We start from the raw sequence: 17,844 nt of genomic DNA, 5'->3' as shown, positions 1-17,844 counted from the left end.
ACGATACACGCATAGGGAGTGAGATATTCAAGGGCGAATCCATCCGCGTTCAATCGCCCATAAGGAGGCCGATGCAGACACAATCCACAGCGCCACCGCCTGCACCAGCGGCCTTACTCCCACCCGCGCCAGCGCTCGGCGATTCAGCGTGGAGCCGATCAAGAACAGCGTCACCGCAAGGCCGGATTTGCCGAGCGTGGTCAGCGTCCTAAAGAGAGCATGCGCACTGTCATTCGCACTCGGCCACCACTGCGGCAGGAAGGTTGCGACGACGGCAGCGAGCAGGAAAAGCAGCAGGAACCAGGGCAGCGGAACCTTGGCCTTCGCGGCGACTCCGCCATTGCGCCGGGCCTTCGCTCCAAGCATGGCGGCAAAGCCCAGACAGACCGGGAGAATCCAAAGCGCACGCACCAGCTTTACCGGGACAGCAATCGCCAGCGCCTCGGGGCCGAACTTGGCTGCTGCGCCGACGACGGAACTTGTGTCGTGAATGGCCAGTGCGGCCCACACGCCGAATTGCCCTTGTGTGAGCCCGACCCAGTGACCGAGGGCGGGGAAGAGAAACAGCGCGATGGAGTTCAGCACGAAGACCGCGCCCAGCGAGACAGCCATGGCTTCTTCGCCTGCTTCGAGAACTGGTCCAAGCGCGGCGATCGCGCTGCCTCCGCAGATGGCAGTGCCGGCGGAGATGAGCGTGGAGCTGACGCGTTCGACGCGCAGCAGCCTGCCCAGCAGCAGGCCGAGCGTCAGCGTGCAGGAGATGCCAATCGCTGAATACACGAGGCCAGCGCGCCCAGCGGCGAGTACCGCGCCGAGATTCATGCTGAAGCCCAGCAGCACGACCGAAGCCTGCAGCAGCAGATGCGCCAGCGCGCGGGCCTCGGCCGCAAACGGGTGTTCCACAAGGAGGGCAAAGGCCAGTCCTGCAGCCAGGGCGACCGGCGGTGATACCAGCCCGGTGGCTCCCAGCAACAGGCAGAGAAAGAAGATGTTTTTCACGGAGAACGTGCGTTTCATGCTTCTGATGCTGCGCTTCAGCGATAGGGAAATCCAGAATCGAATTCTGATGTGTGATAGGTAAAACTTATGGCCTATTTTTCTGCTCTCCGTGGCTTAATGCGAAGCTGCGAAAGGCTGCCACTGGCCCCGCCGTAACGGGTCCGGCTGGCCGTATCAGCGAAAACGCACGGTGAATCTCGATTCCTTCAACGCTTGCAGTTGCTATCGTTCCCAGCCGAAGCTCTTTGCGCATGGCCCATTCGGAGACGAATCCGACGCCCAACCCGGCCTCGACGCCGGAGACGATGGCCTCGGTCGAGTCCAGCTCCATGGCTATCTGCAGGCTGCCAAGGCGCACGCCGGCTTTCTTCAGCGCCAGCTCGATGACGCGGCGGGTGCCGGAGCCACGCTCCCGCATCAGCAGCGCCGCCGACGGCAGGTCGGCAGGCGAGACGATCTTCCCAGCCCACGCATGTCCGCGCGGCACGATCAGCACCAGCCGGTCGTCGAGAAAGTGTTCGACCGCAACGTCCTTGCTCCCCGCCGGTCCCTCGATCAGCCCCAGGTCGGCCTCGGCGGCGAGTACCCAGCCGGTTACCTGCTCCGTATTGCCACTTTTTACCGTCAAGTGGATCCGCGGGTTTTCTTTCAGGAATGGCCCCAGAATGCGCGGCAGGACATATTGCGCCACCGTGGTCGATGCCGCCAGCCGTAGCTCGCCGCCGGGTTCGCCTTCGAGCTTCGCCAGCGCCGCTACCACCTGCTGGCCCAGTTTCGCAGAGCGCCGCGCAAAGCCCAGGACCACTTCGCCCGCAGCCGTCACGGTTACGCCGGAAGCGGCGCGGTCGAGCAGACGAACGCCCAGTTCTTCTTCTAACAACTGCACATGCTGGCTCACCGAGGGCTGGCTGATGTGCAGCCGGTCCGCTGCGCGGCGAAAGCTGCCCAGTTCCGCTACTGCTCGAAAGACCTGAACCCGGTAATTTTCCAGCATGCGCGCTCCCGTTCCGTTTCAGTCTTTCATTCTTGAGGGGAATCTCGCTTGCCACGCATTGCCTGAATTTGAAGTCGACGCCCCTGTAAAATCAACCCAGTGGCCAAGATACCTTCAGCACGTTTGCCCTTCGAGCCACCTGCAGCTCCCGCTCCCCCAGCGCCCAAGGCTGCTACTACTCCAATACTTCCATCTCGCTTTTCGCGATTGCTGAACGTTCTACGCCCGTCCCATAGTCACACCACCTACACGGCGACGGTGCTGCTGATGGTTTCGGCGGTGCTTTCCCGGGTGATGGGACTGGTCCGGGTGAAATATATCGCCGTGATGTTTGGCCGAGGTATGGAGGCCGACGCTCTCAACGCCGCCTTCGTCCTGCCCGATATGATCTCCTACTTCCTGGTCGGGGGCGCCGCTTCAATCACTTTTGTCACGATCCTTACCCGCTACAGGGATACTGGCCGTGAGGCGCAGGGCGAGCGCTCGCTGTCGGTGATCCTGACCACCATGGCGCTGGTCCTGGGCGGGGCCATTCTGCTGGCGGAGATTGCCGCGCCGTGGTTTGTCCACGCGATGTATTCAAGCTTTGACGCGGAGAAGGCCGCGCTCTGCATTCGCTTGACGCGTATTCTGCTGCCGGCGCAGCTCTGCTTCTTTGCCGGAGGCGTCTTTGGAGCCGTGCTGCTGGTGCGCAAGCAGTTCTACGCGCAGGCGGTCACGCCGCTGATCTACAACCTCGGTACGATCGTCGGGGGAGTCTTGCTGGCTCGCCACATCGGCGTCTCGTCGCTGGCGATCGGGACGGTTGCCGGAGCTTTTGTTGGACCCTTCCTCATCAATGCAGCGGGCGCTTATCGCGTCGGCACGCGCTACCGGCCCATCCTGGACTGGCAGGACGAGGGATTGCGCGAGTGGGTGCGGCTGTCGATACCGCTGATGGTCGGCGTTTCGCTGGTGACAGCGGATAACTGGATCATCTCGCGGTTCGCCTCGGCTACGGACGGCGGCGTCTCAGTGATGACCTACGCCAAGCAGCTCTTCACCGCGCCGATGGCGGTACTGGCCCAGGCCGCGGGAGCTGCTTCGATGCCGTTCTTTGCGCGGCTCTGGGCGCAGGAGAAGAAATACGATTTCGCGATCGAAGTGGCCAACTCGGTTTCCCGCGTGACCGCGCTCGGCCTGCTGGCGGCGAGCGGCATGATCGCGCTTGCTCCTGCGCTGGTCGATCTCGTCCTGCGCGGCGGCAAATACACCCAGGCGGACACGGCTCAGACGGCCGCCTACTTCGCGATCTTTTCCATTGCTCTATGTCTGTGGTCCGCGCAGGCCATCTACGCGCGCGCTTTTTATGCTGCCGGGAATACGATCGTCCCGATGATCGCCGGGACCGTGATCACCGTCGTCTCGCTGCCGATCTACGCTGGCTTCAACCACTGGCAGGGAACGGCAGGGCTGGCGATCGCCTCCGACATCGGCATCGCTCTCCAGACCTTAACGCTGGCCATTCTGCTGCATAAGCGCAGGATGGTTTCGCTGGCCAGCCTAGACTACGCCGAACTCGGACGCTGCCTCGTCGCCGGTGTCGCCGCAGGCGCGGTCGTCTGGGGAGCCGTCGCTGCCTCAGCACACTTGATCCATAGCCAGACTCGCTGGATTGATCTCGCTCAGCTCATGCTCGGGTCGGCGTTGTGGCTGCTCGTCGCAGGATGGCTTCTTGGAAAGCTGGGATCAGCCCTTCCCAAGGCCACGATGAAAAAGCTAGGCATTCGCTAACCCAAAATCCGGCCAAAAGCACAAAGCCCCCGATACCTCCGGGGGCTCTTGCGTATTTCTGGTCTAACCCGACGACTAGGCCTGGCCGACTTTGACTGGCTCGGTTGCAGGGGCTGCCGCGCCGGGGGTGCCGGGCTTGGCGTCGGGCTTGCGGATGTCGATGCCGCCCTTGAAGAAGGCGCCGTCTTCGATGCTGATGCGGGCTGCGGTTACGTCGCCGGTCAGGGCGCCTTCGCTGCGGATGTCCACGCGATCGGTAGCGATGACGTTGCCGCGCACCTTGCCGAGCACGATGATTTCGCGGGAAGTGATGTTCGCGGCCACCTGGCCGTTGCGGCCCACGGTGACGCGGTTGCCGGGCAGATTGATGGTGCCTTCTACCTTGCCGTCGATGAAGAGAGATTCGCTGCCGCTGATTTCACCCTTGATGACCAATCCCTTGCCGATCGTGGCCTGATCGCCTGTCGGGGCCGCTGACGATGTTGCGCGCGCGGGCGGTTCATAGGTGGGTGCCGGGGTTGCCGTCGGACGTACCGGCTCGGGTGTTGGGGTCACAGAGGACGCTCCTGATTGACTGGGTTTCCACATAAGATTTCGGACTTCCTTTCCTGCTTTTCGGAATGAGTGCAATGAACTCAGCAGCGCCGCCCGAGGGTGCCGCAACACCCCGATGTTCCGGCCCTCAAACGCCGCCGCTGCACCGCACAACGAACTTGGACTGATTGTAGCCGCTTCGGCACTGGCTCTGTTTTCAACGGCCTCTGCATAAACTCGCAGGCAGACTCAAGGCTGACAACGTTTCTTCACGGAAATCGCTGTTTTGCACCATGAACAGTGCCGATTTGAAAATCTTCGTTTCCGTCCCGATTTGAAAAGGACAATTTTCGGCTTGTTCCAAAGTGCACATCGAGTTTCGGCGGGTTACTCTGAATCCTCCATCGAAATCACTCCTGAGGAGAACCATGCGCCGTCTTGCTTGTGCTTTCTTGTTGCTGCTCTCCGTTCCTTTGAACTTCGCGCAGGCTGCGCCAAAGGCAGAGCCAGCGTTCGACGTGGTCATCGTCAACGGCCACATCATTGATGGCACTGGCTCGCCGTGGTACTCGGGCCAGATCGGGTTGCGCAAGGGCAGGATCGTCGCTATCGGCAATCTGGCAGCCGACCCGCGCAAACAGGCAAGCACGAAGATCATTGACGCCGCCGGAAAAGTCGTCGCGCCGGGCTTCATCGACATGCTGGGACAGTCGGAATTGACCATCCTCGTTGACCCGCGCCTGCCGTCGAAAATCTACCAGGGCATCACGACCGAGGTTACCGGAGAGGGTAACTGCGCAGGCCCGCAGAACGCAGCCATGATTGCCGCCGACCGTGCCGGCTATGACCACCTCAAGATCAACCCCGACTGGACCACGCTGGGCCAATACTTCGCCCGCATTGAGAAGCACGGCATGGGCATCAACCTGGCCAGCTATGTCGGCGCTACTACCGTCCGCCGCATGGTGCTGGGCGATGCTGACATCCAGCCAACGCCAGCGCAGCTTGCGCAGATGCAGGCGCTGGTCCGCGAAGCCATGCAGCAGGGCGCGGTGGGAGTTTCCACTTCGCTGCAATATGCGCCGGCACCGTACGCGAAGACGGATGAGTTAATCGCCCTCGCCAGCGAGGCAGGGAAGTACGGCGGAATTTATGCCACCCACATGCGCAGCGAAGGCGATGCGGTGCTCGAATCGATTGATGAGTCGGTGCGCGTCGGCAAGGAGGGCCATCTGCCCGTCGAGATTTGGCATTTGAAGGCGGCGGGCAAAGCCAACTGGGGACGCATGCCGCAGATCGTCGCCAAGATCCAGGCGGCGCGCGACGCGGGTGTCGACATCAGCGCCAATACCTATGCCTATCCGGCGTGGTTCAACACCTTCTCAGCCTTCGTTCCGCCATGGGCGCATGATGGCGGAGATGCCAAGCTGATCGAACGATTGAAAGACCCTGCTACGCGCGCCAAAATCCGTGTCGACATGCTCAGTAGCAAGTCTGACTGGGACAACGAATGGGCCGAGATTCCCGGGCCGGAGGCGATCCAGATTGCCGTGGTGCAGAACCCGGAGTTGGTTCCGCTGCAAGGCAAGCGCCTGTCAGAAGTAGCCGCGATGTGGAAGGAAGACCCCATTGACGCACTCTGCGACATCCTCATCAAAGACAAGGCCTTCACCGAAGTAGCCGTCTTTGGAATGGACGAGCCAGATGTGAAGCTGGCGCTCCAGCAGCCCTGGACGTCCGTCGATAACGACTCGCAGGGCACCGCTCCCGATGGACTGCTCGGCACTGAGCATCCGCATCCACGCGCCTACGGCACGTTTCCCCGCATCCTGCGCAAGTATGTTCGCGAAGAGCACGCGTTGACTCTCGAGGACGCCATTCGCAAATTCACGGCGCTACCGGCGCAGCGCATGCGCTTCACCGATCGCGGGGTGTTGAAAGCAGGAATGGCTGCGGATATTGTGATCTTCGATCCGGCGACGATCCACGACCTCGCTACGTTTGAGCAGCCGAATCAGCTGTCCGAGGGTATGGAATACGTACTGGTCAACGGGGTGCCAGTCATCGCGGAGGGAAAGATGACCGGAGCGCTTCCAGGCAGGGTTCTGCGCGGAGAGGGCTATCGGACCGCGCAATGATCTCGTGCCACCACGATGGGGTCCTTGCGCGGGCAAAGATCTAGTGCCGCTTGTACATCGCTATCACGGCAATTGCGCCCAGCAGAAACACGGCCACCAGGACCAGCAGGGTGATGAACAGTCCACTGAAATGCTTCTGTACAAGCACATCACTCTGCGACGAATCGACTGGCTCCTTTGAGTCTTCGATATGGGCAATTTCGTGCTGGACTTCGCTCTTGACCGCCGTATAGAGGCTGTCATCCACTTCATCGGCATTCTGCGGCGGGTGTGGGTCTTGCAGTTTCGTAGCCATGGCAGCTCCCTGCGGATCGGGTCCGTAGATCGTTCCGATCACTCCGCAACCCTACGCCCACCGTAGCCGCCTTACTGACCAATACGAATCAAGTAAAGGAACTTGATTGCGCCTAGTAAGCGATGAGATAGGCGAGGATCGGCAGAGAGGCCGCGATCAGAACAACGATAAAGCCGAAGTAAAGGATCGCCATGGCGTTGATGTGCTCACGAAACATATCGTGCTTGGCCAGGTCAGCCGGCTGCAGGGGTTTCTGGTTTACGTCCTCGATGAAGTCTCCAACGAAAGTAGCCAACGCGCCTTTTTCTTTCGTTTTCGTGCTGGTCTGTGTCATCCCGCCCATGGCGCCATGCGCATGGTGTGTCGTCATTGTTGTGGCCATCGTTCTCCTCCATGCGGGCAATTCGTGTGCGTGCCCGGTCAACGTATGGTCCTACGATAGGACGGCAACTCAGCCGCGTATGTGTCGGCTGTCACATAGGTTGCAGGGCGCGGATGGAGCGCGGAATTCGCGCCGTTGCGCCGAATGGCCTACTCTTGAGATATGACCGACCGCGAACTGCTTCGCCACATCACCCGCTCCGCCGGCCAGAAAGCCGGTTACAAGCAGCTCGTGCGCGAACTCGGCCTCGGCGGAGGCGCCCAGCGCCGCCAACTGCTTGCCCTGCTCGACCAGATGACCAGCGTGGGCCACCTTACCAAGGTCGATCGCGAACACTGGGCTATCCCCGCCAAGCCATCCGCTGAGCAGGATGGAAAGAGCCAGGACAAGTTCCGCGTCAACCAGACACGCGATAATCTCGCGGCGGGCAAGCTGGATCTGCACCGCGACGGCTTCGGTTTTGTCCGACTCAACCCAGGCCAGGCCATTCCTTCCGACGAAGACATCTTTATTCCGCCCAACGAAATCAACGGCGCCATGCAGGGCGACCAGGTGCTGGTCGAGGTTGGGCCGCCGAAACGCGACGGCCGCCGCATGGGCCGGATTGCGCGCGTTGTCGAGCGGCATAACCAAACTGTCGTGGGTGTCTTCCATTACGCACGCCATGGCCGCCGCGGCCAGTACATTCCAGGCGAATATCGCGGCAACATGGTCACGCCGTTCGATTCGCGCATGACGCAATCCATCCTCATTCCTGAGGGTGCGGAAGTGCCCGAGGTCACCGACACGACGACGAACCGAGTTCTGGGAAAAGAAGCGCAACACGCAGCCGAGTTGGCTACTGAAGCAGGCAACGCGTGGGATGATCTCGAAGGCATCGTGGTCGATGTCGAGATCACGAGCTGGCCCACGCCGACCAAGCCGCCCTTCGGCAAGGTGATCGAGATTCTCGGCGCGCCGGATGACTTCGGCGTCGATGTCGAGATGATCATTCGCAAGCATCAGCTGCCGCGTGTCTTCCCGGAGAATGTGTTGAAGGAAGCGCGCCAAGTCGCCCATCTCGATCACGACGAGATTGCGCGGCGGGCTGACCATGGCGGAGATTTCCGCAATCTTCCTATCGTTACGACTGACGGCGAGACTGCGAAGGACTTCGACGATGCGGTGCTTGTTACGCACAACGAAGATGGTTCATGGGATTTGCAGGTGCACATTGCTGACGTTGCAGAATATGTCCGCCCTGGCACCGATCTTGATCTCGAAGCGCGACTGCGCGGCACCAGCGTTTACTTCCCGGACCGCGCTATCCCCATGCTTCCGCATGAGCTGTCGACGGACATCTGCTCGCTGCGCCCGAAGGAAGACCGTCTCGTCCTGAGCTGCCTGATGCACCTCACCGAAGACGCTCGCGTCGAGAGTTACAAGATCGTCGAAGGCGTGATTCGATCAGCTGCGCGCATGACTTATACCGAGGTGCATAAGATCCTCGATGGCGATACGGAGACGCGCGAGAAGTACGCTGCGCTCGTGCCCAATTTCGAGAAGATGCGCGAGCTCGCCGGTCACCTGAACAAGCGCCGTAGCGCGCGCGGCAGCATTGATTTTGACCTGCCCGAGGCCGTCATCGAGTTTGACGCGGAAGGCCAGATGCAGGGCGTCAAGCAGTCGGAACGCACCTGGGCCAACCGCCTCATCGAAGAGTTCATGCTGGCGGCCAACGAGTGCGTGGCCACGTGGATTGAAGACCTGCATGTGCCGTCGATCTACCGCATCCACGAGAAGCCGGATCCGCGCCGCGTGGTGGACTTCGAAGATGCTGCCGCCGCCTTTGGATACTCGCTCGGTCTGGGCACGCTGCCGGTGAAGAAGATACAGTTCAAGGGCGATCGCCGCGAGCAGCAGCGTGGAGGGCATAACGCCCGCGATGCAAAATCGTATGAAGTGCCGGAAGAGATGCCGGTCACGCCGCGTATGTACCAGAAGCTCTCAGCCCGCATCGCAGGCAAGCCCGAAGAACGTATCCTCAGCTACCTCATGCTGCGTTCGCTCAAGCAGGCCAAGTATTCCGAGGTGAATGAAGGTCACTTCGCCCTCGCCGCACCCAGCTATTCGCACTTCACTTCGCCCATCCGCCGCTATCCGGATCTGATCGTGCATCGCATCACCAAGGCGCTGTTGCACGAAGGCATTTCTGGTGAAGGCCACATTGCCGAAGAGCGCCAGAGCTCGCCGTGGTCGCATACCAATGAAGGGCTAGGCAACAAGTTCGGCATCCGCGATTTAAGGCCAGTAACAGCCAAATCCAATGCCAAACAGATCGAGCCGCCGATCCCTGAAGCCGAACTCGCCGCCATCGCTGCGGAAACCAGCATTACCGAGCGCCGCGCCGCTGACGCTGAGCGTGAGCTGGTCGAGTGGAAGAAGGTCAAGTTCATGCAGGACCGCGTCGGCGAAGAGTTTGAGGCGATGGTGCTTAACCCCGCCAAATATGGCCTCTTCGTTGAGTTGAAGGATCTGTTTGTGGAAGGCCTGGTCCCCATTGAGACGCTGGTCTCGGACCGCTTTACGTATCGCGAAAACACCCGCGAGATCGTCGGTGTCAACAGCGGCAAGACGTATCGCGCCGGCGACCAGGTTCGCGTCATTCTCGACCGCGTGCTGGCGCTCGAGCGCAAGCTGCAATTCGCCATGGTCGAGCCTCCGCTGCTCAAGCTGACCAAGGGCGGCACCAAAGCCGGCAAGCCGCCCAAGAAGAAGGCCGTTGGCAAGACCGGCAAAGCCAAAGCCTCCAGAAGAGAAGCTACGCGCCCTGGTGGCAAGCGCAAGTTCTCGAAGAAGGGCCGACCCAGAAAGTAGTTCAAGTACGCTATCCTTCCACTTCGCGAGGAATGGGAGTACGCTCTTCTCATGACCTACCGAGTGGTTCTCCAACTTTCCGAAGAAGGCTATTCTGTCTTTTGCCCGGGACTACCGGGCTGCTGGTCGCAGGGCGAGACCGAAGCTGAGGCTCTTGAGAATATTCGCTCGGCTATTCAGGACTATCTAGCTGCAGTTGAAGATCTCACCCAAGGCTCCGAAACACGCCTTGTAGATGTAGCGATCGCATAAGTCTGGAAGATCCACGATGCCCAAACTCGCTGGGATTCAACATCTGCAAGCTGTTCGTGCTCTTGAAAAGGCCGGATTCCGCATCCTGCGGCAGAGTGGCCACATCGTAATGACCGATGGCATAAGGATTCTGACAATCCCCCGAAACAATCCAATTAACGCATTCACGATGGGCGGAATTGTTCGCGATGCTGGCTTGACGATCGATGAATTTCGTAAGCTGCTCTGAATTTCACCCACATCCCCTAAAATAGAATCAGGAGCCCGACAGCAATGGCACACATGGTTTTTTGCGTTCGTAACAAGAAGGAAATGGAAGGCCTCGACGAGGCGCCTTTCGACTCCGAGTTTGGCCAGAAGATTTACAAGAATGTCTCCAAGGCGGCCTGGGCCGAGTGGGCTGAGCGGCAGAAGATGCTGCTCAACGAATATCGCCTGCAGCCCTGGACACCGCAGGCGCAGAACTTCCTCGTTGAGCAGATGCAGGAGTTCTTCTTTGGCGATGGCGCAGCGCTGCCGGCTGAGTATGTTCCTCCGAAGAGCTAGCAGGCAAACCGCCCTTGGTACCCAACTCTGCGGACTCGTGTAAACTAAGGATGAAACCCCACGCCGACTCGAAATGAGTCGGCTGCATTATGTCGGGACGTGGCTCAGCCTGGTAGAGCACTCGCTTGGGGTGCGAGGGGTCGGCAGTTCAAATCTGCCCGTCCCGACCATTCATTTCAGGATTCTTCGAATCGAAAGTAAAACCCCCGTCTGAACGCTCAGGCGGGGGTCTGTTTGTTGTCTTTTGCTTTGTACTTTTCGCGCTTTAATTCTGCGTCCTCGCCCTCGCGGACCCGCTGTGATTGCAGGAGATGCAAGGCCAGCGACATGCCAACATGAAACCGCTCGCGGCACAGGCGGCAGCGAACTGGAAACTGGAGAAGCGCAAGCCTGGGAATATCTGCAAAACGCACCCGCGATGTCCGAAATTTGGGAGTACCGCAGTATGGGCAATTCATATGTGTAGGGTCCCCTAGCGAGCTTTAAGCTCAGAAATACTGTTTTGGATGTGCAATCTCGCACAAGCAGATCAAATATCCAGCCTTAACGTTAGCATGGAAGTGTTTCAAATATGAGTCATAAGGGCCCCAGTTTCCGCGTCTGCGCGCCAGTAGGCATTACTAAAGTTCGCACAATTGGGTGTCTCAGTAATCTATCGGAGGTTGCATCCAGGCAAAGGGCTTCTCGCCATCATTCCTGTCGCCATCCAAGATCTTTCTGCCGCCCGAATTCACAGGCGCCGACTCATAATCCCTGCCGGTCAGACTACACACTAGACAGGGAAGAGCGGATCCGTCGAGACTTTGAAGGTCGAGAGCCGCGGCTTCCGCCGGACCACGGTGGGTTGTTCCGCGGCAAGCTGGCGCGCCAGTTCTCGCAGCTCGGCACGCACCTGGCCAATGACTGCAGCGGCAGAGTCAAGCCGCTGCTGCGCTTGATCGGGTTGTACCTGATTCGGTTGGGCGCCGATCGGTGTGGAACTCTCTCTTTGCCTGCCACGCGGCTTAAGAGGCCCGTCAAGAGCCTGCTTGGCTCCGGCGAGCGTGTATCCCTCGCCGTGCACCAACTCCCGGATGCGCAGCGCAAGCTCCACCTCGCGGCGGCGATAGAGCCGCTGACCGGTTCCACCTTTATTGGGTTTCAAGCTGGGAAACTGCGTCTCCCAGAAGCGGAGAACGTAGGGTTCAACGCCGCAGATGCGGGCCACGTCCCCAATCCGGAAGTAGAGCTTATCCGGGATCTCAGGTGCGGGCGACAGACGCTTCTGGGCCGACTGTGCTGCCATCCTGTCCTCCAACTGCACATCTACCGGTGCAATTTTACCGGCTAGCAAAAGTATAGGCCGTCACAATCCGATGTGGCAGAGGAATTTGCGTAAAAAGCAACAGGCCTGCGAGTTGCAGGGCTCGTCTGGACTCGAGCCCTGACCCGTGCAAGTGTGTCCTTACCTGACATGCCGGACTTTAGAGGAGCTTGTCGATCGCCGGCTTGAGGTCGGCGGGCGTTGTCGTCGGCGCGTAACGGCCAACGACCTTCCCTTCGCGATCCACCAGGAATTTCGTGAAATTCCACTTGATTCCGTCCATGCCAAGCGCGCCAAGTACTCCGGATTTTTCGCTCTTGAGGAATTTGTAGAGCGGGTGCGCTTCAGGACCGTTGACCTCGATCTTGGCAAACATGGGGAAGCTGACTCCGTAGTTCAGTTCGCAGAACTGGGCGATTTCCGCCTCGGTCCCCGGCTCCTGGGCTCCAAACTGGTTGCAGGGAAAGCCGAGAATCGCCACGCCGCGATCCTTATATTCCTTATAGAGCTCTTCCAGACCCGCGTATTGCGGGGTAAATCCGCATTTGCTGGCCGTATTCACGATCACCAGCACCTTGCCCTTGAAGTCCTCAAGGGACACCTCGCGCCCGTCAACCGAAAGGGCGGAGAAACCGTAAACATTTGTTGGAATTGCATCACTCACGCAGCACACCTCACCTGTTTGATGATCATACGTCTAAGGGATGCAGATCACATTCCGTTTGACGCGGAGCTTTGCAAGCCGAATCTGGCTTGGTTCCGATAGACTGTTGACTGGGCTGGCAAGGGAAATTCACGTGGCAAACGAAGCAGACGAGCTGGATGACCTGGAAGAGCTGAGCGAATCTGGCTTCGCATGCGCAGGCTGCGGAGAATGGAATGAAACCAGCGTGGATCCGTCAGCAGGACGGCGGCAAAGCTACGTTGAAGATTGTCAGGTGTGTTGCAAGCCCAATGTCCTCCGCATCGCGTGGGATCAGGGTCACAGGCAGTACCGGGTTGACTCGGAGTTGGAGAGTTAACGCATGAGCTGAGCGGCTTGGCATGTCATGCCAGGACTGCAGGGTTGGGACTGCCGGGTGCGGTCCAATATAATCATGTTTTCCCCCGATCCGTCGTTGAGATCAGGAAGCAAGAGCAGGAACCGATTTTGTTGAGCAGTGAGGGTGTGCTTATCTTTCCCGTCAAGTCGAACCATGCACCATCTATGTCCGTCAGCTCGCCGCAGGGTATCGCCACGGTGAAGTCCGGGCACATCCGATTTCGCAGCCGGACTCGTTTCACATTTCGGTCGATGCGTTTGCTCGCACTGCTTTTCGTCGTTGCTGGCAGCGTAGCCGCTTTCGCCCAATCGCTCACCGTAGAGCAGATTCGCGTCATTGGCAACCGCCGCATTCCCAAGGAAACGGTGCTGGCCCGCCTCTTCACGCATCCCGGCGACACGTACGATCCGGTTTCCATCGAACGCGACTTCAACTCGCTCTGGAACACCGGCTACTTCGACGATCTCCGCATCGAGCGTGAAGACTCCGAAAAGGGCATCATCCTGAACATCTATCTCCGCGAAAAGCCGAATATTCGCGAGATCAACTACAAGGGACTGAACGCCGTCACCCAGTCCGACGTGCTCGACCGCTTCAAGAAGGAGAAGGTTCCTCTTTCGGTCGAGAGCCAGTACGATCCGACCAAGATCAAGCGCGCCGAAACCGTGCTGAAGGAACTGCTCGCCGAGCATGGTCACCAGTTCGCCACGATTAAGACCGAAGTGAAGACCATTCCTCCGGCCTCTGTTCAGGTCAACTTCAACATCAAGGAAGGCCCGACGGTTAAGGTTGGCGAAATCAAGTTCGTCGGCAATACCCACGAGAGCAGCCTGGTCCTGCGTCGCGCCATGCGTAACCTGCGCCCGGTCGGCATTCCGTATTCACTCGTGCTCGAAAATCTTTTCGCCAAGACCTTCGACAGCTCGAAGCTGGAAGAAGACGCCGAGCGCGTTCGCTTTGCCTATCGCGACAAAGGCTATTACAACGCCGCCGTCGAAGAGCCGCGCACCCAGATTCGTGATGAAGGCGGCCTGTCTCTCCTGACTTTCCGCCCCAAGAAGGGCAAGCGTATTGACATTCTGCTGCCCATCGAGGAAGGCGATCGCTACCGCCTCGGCACCATCACTTTCACCGGCAACAAGGCAGTACAGAACACTCGCGCACTGCGCGCCAGCTTCGCCCTGAAAGATGGAGAGTGGTTCAATTCCACGCTGATCGGTAAGGGAATGGAAAACCTGAAGAAGGCTTACGGCCAGCTTGGCTACATCAACTTTGGCGCCATCCCCAAGCCGAGCTTCAATGAGGCCAACAAGACTGTCTCGTTTGTGATCGATATTGATGAAGGCAAGCCCTTCTATGTGTCACGCATCGAGATCCAGGGCAATACGCTCACCCGCGACCGCGTCATCCGCCGCGAACTGCTGCTCGAAGAAGGCCAGGTTTACGACTCGCAGCGCTGGGAGTACAGCCTTCTGCGCCTGAACCAGCTCGACTACTTCGATCCGTTGAAGGTCGATCAGGATTCGGAAGCCCACCAGGACACGGAGAATGGTACCGTTGATCTCCTGTTGAAGGTCAAGGAAAAGGGCAAGAACTCGATCGGCCTGAACGGCGGCGTGTCGGGTCTCTCGGGCGCCTTCCTGGGCCTGAACTATCAGACCAACAACTTCCTCGGTTTGGGCGAGACGCTCAGCGTGCAGGCGAACCTCGGCAACGTGAACCGCCAGTTCCTCTTCGGCTTCACGCAGCCCTACTTCCGCAACCGTCCTCTAAACCTCGGCTTCCAGCTCTTCGACAATAAGTCGGACTACAACGCAGCCAAGAACTACCAGACCACCACCGGCGCCTCGGCCAACCTGAGCGCAGCGCAGCAGTCCCTGGTGCAGAACTACAACAATGCCACGATCGGCATGAACTTCTCCGCCAGCTACCCGCTGCCGCGGCGCAACTTCCAGCGCGTCGGCTTTACCTACTCGCTGACTCGTTCAACGATTTCGGCTTTCAGCACTGCGTCGCAGAATCTCTTCCAGACGATCAACTTCCGCTCCGGCATCCAGGGGCAGAACGCGCTCGATGGCATCGTGAACAGCTCCGCTTCGTTCACCTACAGCTACAACACGATCAACAACCCGCAGCGGCCACGCACCGGTAAGGAATTCTCAGCCGTTCTGCAGGTAGCGGGTATCGGCGGCAACGTTCGCTATATCTTCCCGGCATTGGCCTACAAGAAGTTCATGCCGATGAAGAACTTCTTCCCGTCGCCCGATGGCCGCAACGTCTTCGGTATTCGCTCCGAGCTCAAATACATTCGCGGCTTTGGCGGCGATGTGGCTCCGCCGAACAACCGCTTCTACGCCGGCGGCGAAGGCGATCTGCGCGGCTTCGATGTACGCAGCACCACGCCGTACGCGTACATCCCGAACAAGATCAACTTCAACCTGACCAACCCGGACGGCACTTGCGTTCCGCGCGACCCGAACAATCCACAGCTGAACCAGTGCATCATCGTTCCGCTGCCGGTCTACAGCGTGGTCTCCGTTGGCGGCGATCTCAACTTCACCAACAACATGGAGTACCGCATTCCCATCGCGGGGCCTGTCACTTTCGCGCTCTTCAACGACTTCGGCATCGACTCGGCAGTCGACAAGTCCCAGCTGAAGCAGAGCCCGGAAGGCGCAGCGAGCCTGAATGCTCCCCTCTATGGTTGCCCGGTCTATAACAACGGTACGTGCGAAGGCGGCGTGCAGATCAAGTTCAACAACCTGATCCGCCCGCTGGCGGGCACCAACTTCGTACCTCGCATGTCGACCGGCGCCGAGTTACAGGTGGTCATGCCGATCATCAATGCTCCGTTCCGCATCTACTACGCATTCAACCCGCTGCGCCTCGAGCGCCAGGATCAGGGCGAAAACCTCATCACCCGGGAGATGTTCCCGCCGGGCGGCGCAGGCGATTACTCCTATGCTGAAGCTCTGCAGGCGTATGGTTCGCGCTACCAGTTGCGCGAACCGCGTAAGACCTTCCGCCTGACGGTTTCGACCACGTTCTAACGTCAGAGTCAGCTCACAACCGCGAAGCGGACTGCCCTCGTGCAGTCCGCTTTTGTTTGCTCTGAAGACGTATTTCATTGACAGACGATGGGAATCGCTTCACGCTAGGTTCCATGCAGACATTAGGACTTTCCTCTGAGCCGAAGCGCTCGGACGGCCCTCTCAAGAGCCTGTTTTGGCCCACTGTCGAGAATGCCTGGGATGTGGATTATCTCGGCAGACAGGGCCTTTGGGTCTGCACCATCGTTGCCTTCTTTACGGCTGTTTTCTCGCTCTTTCAGCCGAATATCCTGTCAGTCGCCATTGCAATTCTCGCTGCGCTCACCTATCTGCTCGGCGGCATGGGAGTACGTCAAGCGAGCTGGTTCGCGGCTACTTTGGTACTAGCTGTATACCTTCTTGGATTTGCGTATGACGTGCTCATGCTCCAATTCCCGAATATCTTCCGCATCTGTTTCGCGCTCATTCTTGCATCCAATGCCCGCGCCGCTTTTCTTGCCTCAGAATGGAAACCGGCGGCTGAAGGTGAGGATCGGCCGATGCGATTCAACGAAACATTGACCGACAAATTTGTCGATCAGATGCCGCAGAAACTCTGGCCTTATCTGCAGATTCCGTTCCTCGTCCTGGCCATCGTGATGCTTCTGCTGGAGTTACTCGGCGTAGGAACGCTGGTCGTGCAGCGCCTTGGTCTGATGCCACACCGGTAGTCCTGCGTACACGCGTTACAACGACGCAAAATAGCCTGATTGAGTGCATGTTTCGTGCCCTGTGAAGTTGACCATCCCCACCCCGCCTCCTATAATCCAAGTAGTTCCTGCTGACGTCTCTGTCCGCGTCTTTGTGCATTTCCGCTTCTGTCGTTCCGGCCGAGCTGATTCCCCAAGAAGACTCCAGAGGTTTAACAGGAAGCAATGTCTTGCTTCCCCGAAGGAATGCGGGCACACATCAGGAATATTGAAGGAGTTTCCGATTCAGATGAAGCGTACTCTTGCCCTAGCAGCCCTGCTGGCCTCCGGCCTTGCCCTCAATGCCACCGCCCAAACCGCCGCACCTGCGGCAGCTCCGGCCACCAAAGTAGCCGTCATCGCCTTCCAGGCGACCGTAGCGCAAACCAACGAGGGACAGCGTACCCTCGGTGACCTGCAGCGCAAGTATGAGCCCAAGCAGGCTCAGCTGAAGGCTCTCAACGACGAGATCGAGACCCTGAAGAAGCAGCTCCAGGCGCAGGGCGACAAGCTCAGCCCCACCGAGACTGCGGCTCGCACCAAGACCATCGACGACAAGACCAAGCAGCTGCAGCGCGTTGCCGAAGATGCCCGCAACGACTATCAGACCGAAACTGGCGAAGTCTTCAACACTCTCGCCTCCAAGGTTTACGAAGTCGTTGAGGCTTATGCCAAGGAGCAGGGCTACACGCTCGTGATCGATGTGGGCCAGCAGCAGTCGCCTGTTCTCTGGGCCGCTGACGCAACCAACATCTCGCAGCCGGTCATCGCCGCCTACAACGCCAAGTCCGGTGTTCCCGCACCTCCGGCCTCAACCACCCCGGCCCCGGCCGCTCCCAAGCCGGCTGCCAAGCCAGCCCCAACGGCACCCAAGAAGTAAGCAGTTGACGGAATGCTGAACCGACGACAGCCCCGGTCTCCGGGGCTGTTGCTGTTTCAAGCCTCACGAGT

At 59.3% G+C, this 17,844-nt stretch carries 17 protein-coding genes and 1 tRNA gene; 11 read left to right on the top strand and 7 right to left on the bottom strand.

The window, feature by feature from the left end; translation table 11 throughout:
- Nucleotides 1-27: 27 nt before the first annotated feature.
- Complete coding sequence (locus AC5S27_RS22195) at nt 28-1,017, bottom strand: YeiH family protein (protein ID WP_493936737.1); 990 nt, start codon at nt 1,015-1,017, stop codon at nt 28-30.
- 67 nt (nt 1,018-1,084) lie between these two features.
- Nucleotides 1,085-1,993 carry a LysR substrate-binding domain-containing protein gene (locus AC5S27_RS22190; RefSeq protein WP_493936736.1) on the bottom strand — a complete coding sequence of 303 codons (909 nt, stop codon included), beginning with the start codon at nt 1,991-1,993 and terminating at the stop codon, nt 1,085-1,087.
- Between the two features lie 207 nt (nt 1,994-2,200).
- Here AC5S27_RS22190 and murJ point away from each other — a divergent pair, with 207 nt between their 5' ends.
- Entirely contained in the window at nt 2,201-3,766 is a 1,566-nt protein-coding gene (murJ, locus tag AC5S27_RS22185; protein WP_493936735.1) for a murein biosynthesis integral membrane protein MurJ, read from the top strand.
- A 75-nt stretch (nt 3,767-3,841) separates the two neighbouring features.
- Here the strand turns inward: murJ and AC5S27_RS22180 are convergent, their stop codons facing one another.
- A complete protein-coding gene (locus AC5S27_RS22180) occupies nt 3,842-4,354 on the bottom strand; it encodes a bactofilin family protein (RefSeq protein ID WP_493936734.1) in 513 nt (170 codons plus the stop codon).
- A gap of 374 nt (nt 4,355-4,728) precedes the next feature.
- Here AC5S27_RS22180 and AC5S27_RS22175 point away from each other — a divergent pair, with 374 nt between their 5' ends.
- Nucleotides 4,729-6,438, top strand: coding sequence for an N-acyl-D-amino-acid deacylase family protein (locus AC5S27_RS22175; protein WP_493936733.1), 1,710 nt, complete (start codon nt 4,729-4,731; stop codon nt 6,436-6,438).
- Between the two features lie 40 nt (nt 6,439-6,478).
- Here AC5S27_RS22175 and AC5S27_RS22170 read toward each other — a convergent pair whose 3' ends face one another.
- Nucleotides 6,479-6,733 (bottom strand): hypothetical protein, encoded by a 255-nt coding sequence (locus AC5S27_RS22170; RefSeq protein WP_493936732.1) that lies wholly within the window; start codon nt 6,731-6,733, stop codon nt 6,479-6,481.
- A 112-nt stretch (nt 6,734-6,845) separates the two neighbouring features.
- On the bottom strand, nt 6,846-7,115 hold the full coding sequence (locus AC5S27_RS22165) for a hypothetical protein (protein WP_493936731.1): 270 nt from the start codon (nt 7,113-7,115) through the stop codon (nt 6,846-6,848).
- 162 nt (nt 7,116-7,277) lie between these two features.
- On the opposite strand from AC5S27_RS22165, the gene AC5S27_RS22160 reads away from it, so the two are divergent.
- From AC5S27_RS22160 to AC5S27_RS22140, 5 genes are all read left to right on the top strand, one after another.
- Nucleotides 7,278-9,971: a ribonuclease R family protein gene (locus tag AC5S27_RS22160; protein ID WP_493936730.1), complete on the top strand. Its 2,694-nt coding sequence runs from the start codon at nt 7,278-7,280 to the stop codon at nt 9,969-9,971.
- Nucleotides 9,972-10,022: 51 nt separating this feature from the next.
- A complete protein-coding gene (locus AC5S27_RS22155) occupies nt 10,023-10,223 on the top strand; it encodes a type II toxin-antitoxin system HicB family antitoxin (protein WP_493936729.1) in 201 nt (66 codons plus the stop codon).
- Nucleotides 10,224-10,239: 16 nt separating this feature from the next.
- Nucleotides 10,240-10,452, top strand: coding sequence for a type II toxin-antitoxin system HicA family toxin (locus tag AC5S27_RS22150; RefSeq protein ID WP_493936728.1), 213 nt, complete (start codon nt 10,240-10,242; stop codon nt 10,450-10,452).
- Between the two features lie 44 nt (nt 10,453-10,496).
- On the top strand, nt 10,497-10,769 hold the full coding sequence (locus AC5S27_RS22145; RefSeq protein WP_493936727.1) for an oxidative damage protection protein: 273 nt from the start codon (nt 10,497-10,499) through the stop codon (nt 10,767-10,769).
- A gap of 93 nt (nt 10,770-10,862) precedes the next feature.
- Nucleotides 10,863-10,939, top strand: a tRNA-Pro gene (locus AC5S27_RS22140).
- Between the two features lie 602 nt (nt 10,940-11,541).
- On the opposite strand, the gene AC5S27_RS22135 is transcribed toward AC5S27_RS22140, so the two are convergent.
- A complete protein-coding gene (locus AC5S27_RS22135) occupies nt 11,542-12,054 on the bottom strand; it encodes a MerR family transcriptional regulator (RefSeq protein WP_493936726.1) in 513 nt (170 codons plus the stop codon).
- Nucleotides 12,055-12,232: 178 nt separating this feature from the next.
- A complete protein-coding gene (locus tag AC5S27_RS22130) occupies nt 12,233-12,736 on the bottom strand; it encodes a glutathione peroxidase (RefSeq protein ID WP_493936725.1) in 504 nt (167 codons plus the stop codon).
- A gap of 133 nt (nt 12,737-12,869) precedes the next feature.
- On the opposite strand from AC5S27_RS22130, the gene AC5S27_RS22125 reads away from it, so the two are divergent.
- The 4 genes from AC5S27_RS22125 (at nt 12,870) to AC5S27_RS22110 (ending at nt 17,773) form a co-directional block, all read left to right on the top strand.
- On the top strand, nt 12,870-13,094 hold the full coding sequence (locus AC5S27_RS22125; protein ID WP_493936724.1) for a CPXCG motif-containing cysteine-rich protein: 225 nt from the start codon (nt 12,870-12,872) through the stop codon (nt 13,092-13,094).
- Nucleotides 13,095-13,222: 128 nt separating this feature from the next.
- Nucleotides 13,223-16,165, top strand: coding sequence for an outer membrane protein assembly factor BamA (bamA, locus tag AC5S27_RS22120; RefSeq protein ID WP_493936723.1), 2,943 nt, complete (start codon nt 13,223-13,225; stop codon nt 16,163-16,165).
- 113 nt (nt 16,166-16,278) lie between these two features.
- Nucleotides 16,279-16,875: a hypothetical protein gene (locus tag AC5S27_RS22115; RefSeq protein WP_493936722.1), complete on the top strand. Its 597-nt coding sequence runs from the start codon at nt 16,279-16,281 to the stop codon at nt 16,873-16,875.
- Between the two features lie 268 nt (nt 16,876-17,143).
- On the top strand, nt 17,144-17,773 hold the full coding sequence (locus AC5S27_RS22110) for an OmpH/Skp family outer membrane protein (RefSeq protein ID WP_493936721.1): 630 nt from the start codon (nt 17,144-17,146) through the stop codon (nt 17,771-17,773).
- Nucleotides 17,774-17,844: the final 71 nt, after the last annotated feature.

Source organism: Acidicapsa borealis (assembly GCF_059115245.1).
This window is presented reverse-complemented; position numbering and strand designations above follow the sequence as displayed.

Bases quoted from the DNA above. Each gene is read 5' to 3' on its own strand.
- AC5S27_RS22195 (WP_493936737.1), bottom strand. From the start codon at position 1,017: ATGAAACGCACGTTCTCCGTGAAAAACATCTTCTTTCTCTGCCTGTTG.
- AC5S27_RS22190 (WP_493936736.1), bottom strand. From the start codon at position 1,993: ATGCTGGAAAATTACCGGGTTCAGGTCTTTCGAGCAGTAGCGGAACTG.
- AC5S27_RS22180 (WP_493936734.1), bottom strand. From the start codon at position 4,354: ATGTGGAAACCCAGTCAATCAGGAGCGTCCTCTGTGACCCCAACACCC.
- AC5S27_RS22175 (WP_493936733.1), top strand. From the start codon at position 4,729: ATGCGCCGTCTTGCTTGTGCTTTCTTGTTGCTGCTCTCCGTTCCTTTG.
- AC5S27_RS22170 (WP_493936732.1), bottom strand. From the start codon at position 6,733: ATGGCTACGAAACTGCAAGACCCACACCCGCCGCAGAATGCCGATGAA.
- AC5S27_RS22165 (WP_493936731.1), bottom strand. From the start codon at position 7,115: ATGGCCACAACAATGACGACACACCATGCGCATGGCGCCATGGGCGGG.
- AC5S27_RS22160 (WP_493936730.1), top strand. From the start codon at position 7,278: ATGACCGACCGCGAACTGCTTCGCCACATCACCCGCTCCGCCGGCCAG.
- AC5S27_RS22155 (WP_493936729.1), top strand. From the start codon at position 10,023: ATGACCTACCGAGTGGTTCTCCAACTTTCCGAAGAAGGCTATTCTGTC.
- AC5S27_RS22150 (WP_493936728.1), top strand. From the start codon at position 10,240: ATGCCCAAACTCGCTGGGATTCAACATCTGCAAGCTGTTCGTGCTCTT.
- AC5S27_RS22145 (WP_493936727.1), top strand. From the start codon at position 10,497: ATGGCACACATGGTTTTTTGCGTTCGTAACAAGAAGGAAATGGAAGGC.
- AC5S27_RS22135 (WP_493936726.1), bottom strand. From the start codon at position 12,054: ATGGCAGCACAGTCGGCCCAGAAGCGTCTGTCGCCCGCACCTGAGATC.
- AC5S27_RS22115 (WP_493936722.1), top strand. From the start codon at position 16,279: ATGCAGACATTAGGACTTTCCTCTGAGCCGAAGCGCTCGGACGGCCCT.
- AC5S27_RS22110 (WP_493936721.1), top strand. From the start codon at position 17,144: ATGAAGCGTACTCTTGCCCTAGCAGCCCTGCTGGCCTCCGGCCTTGCC.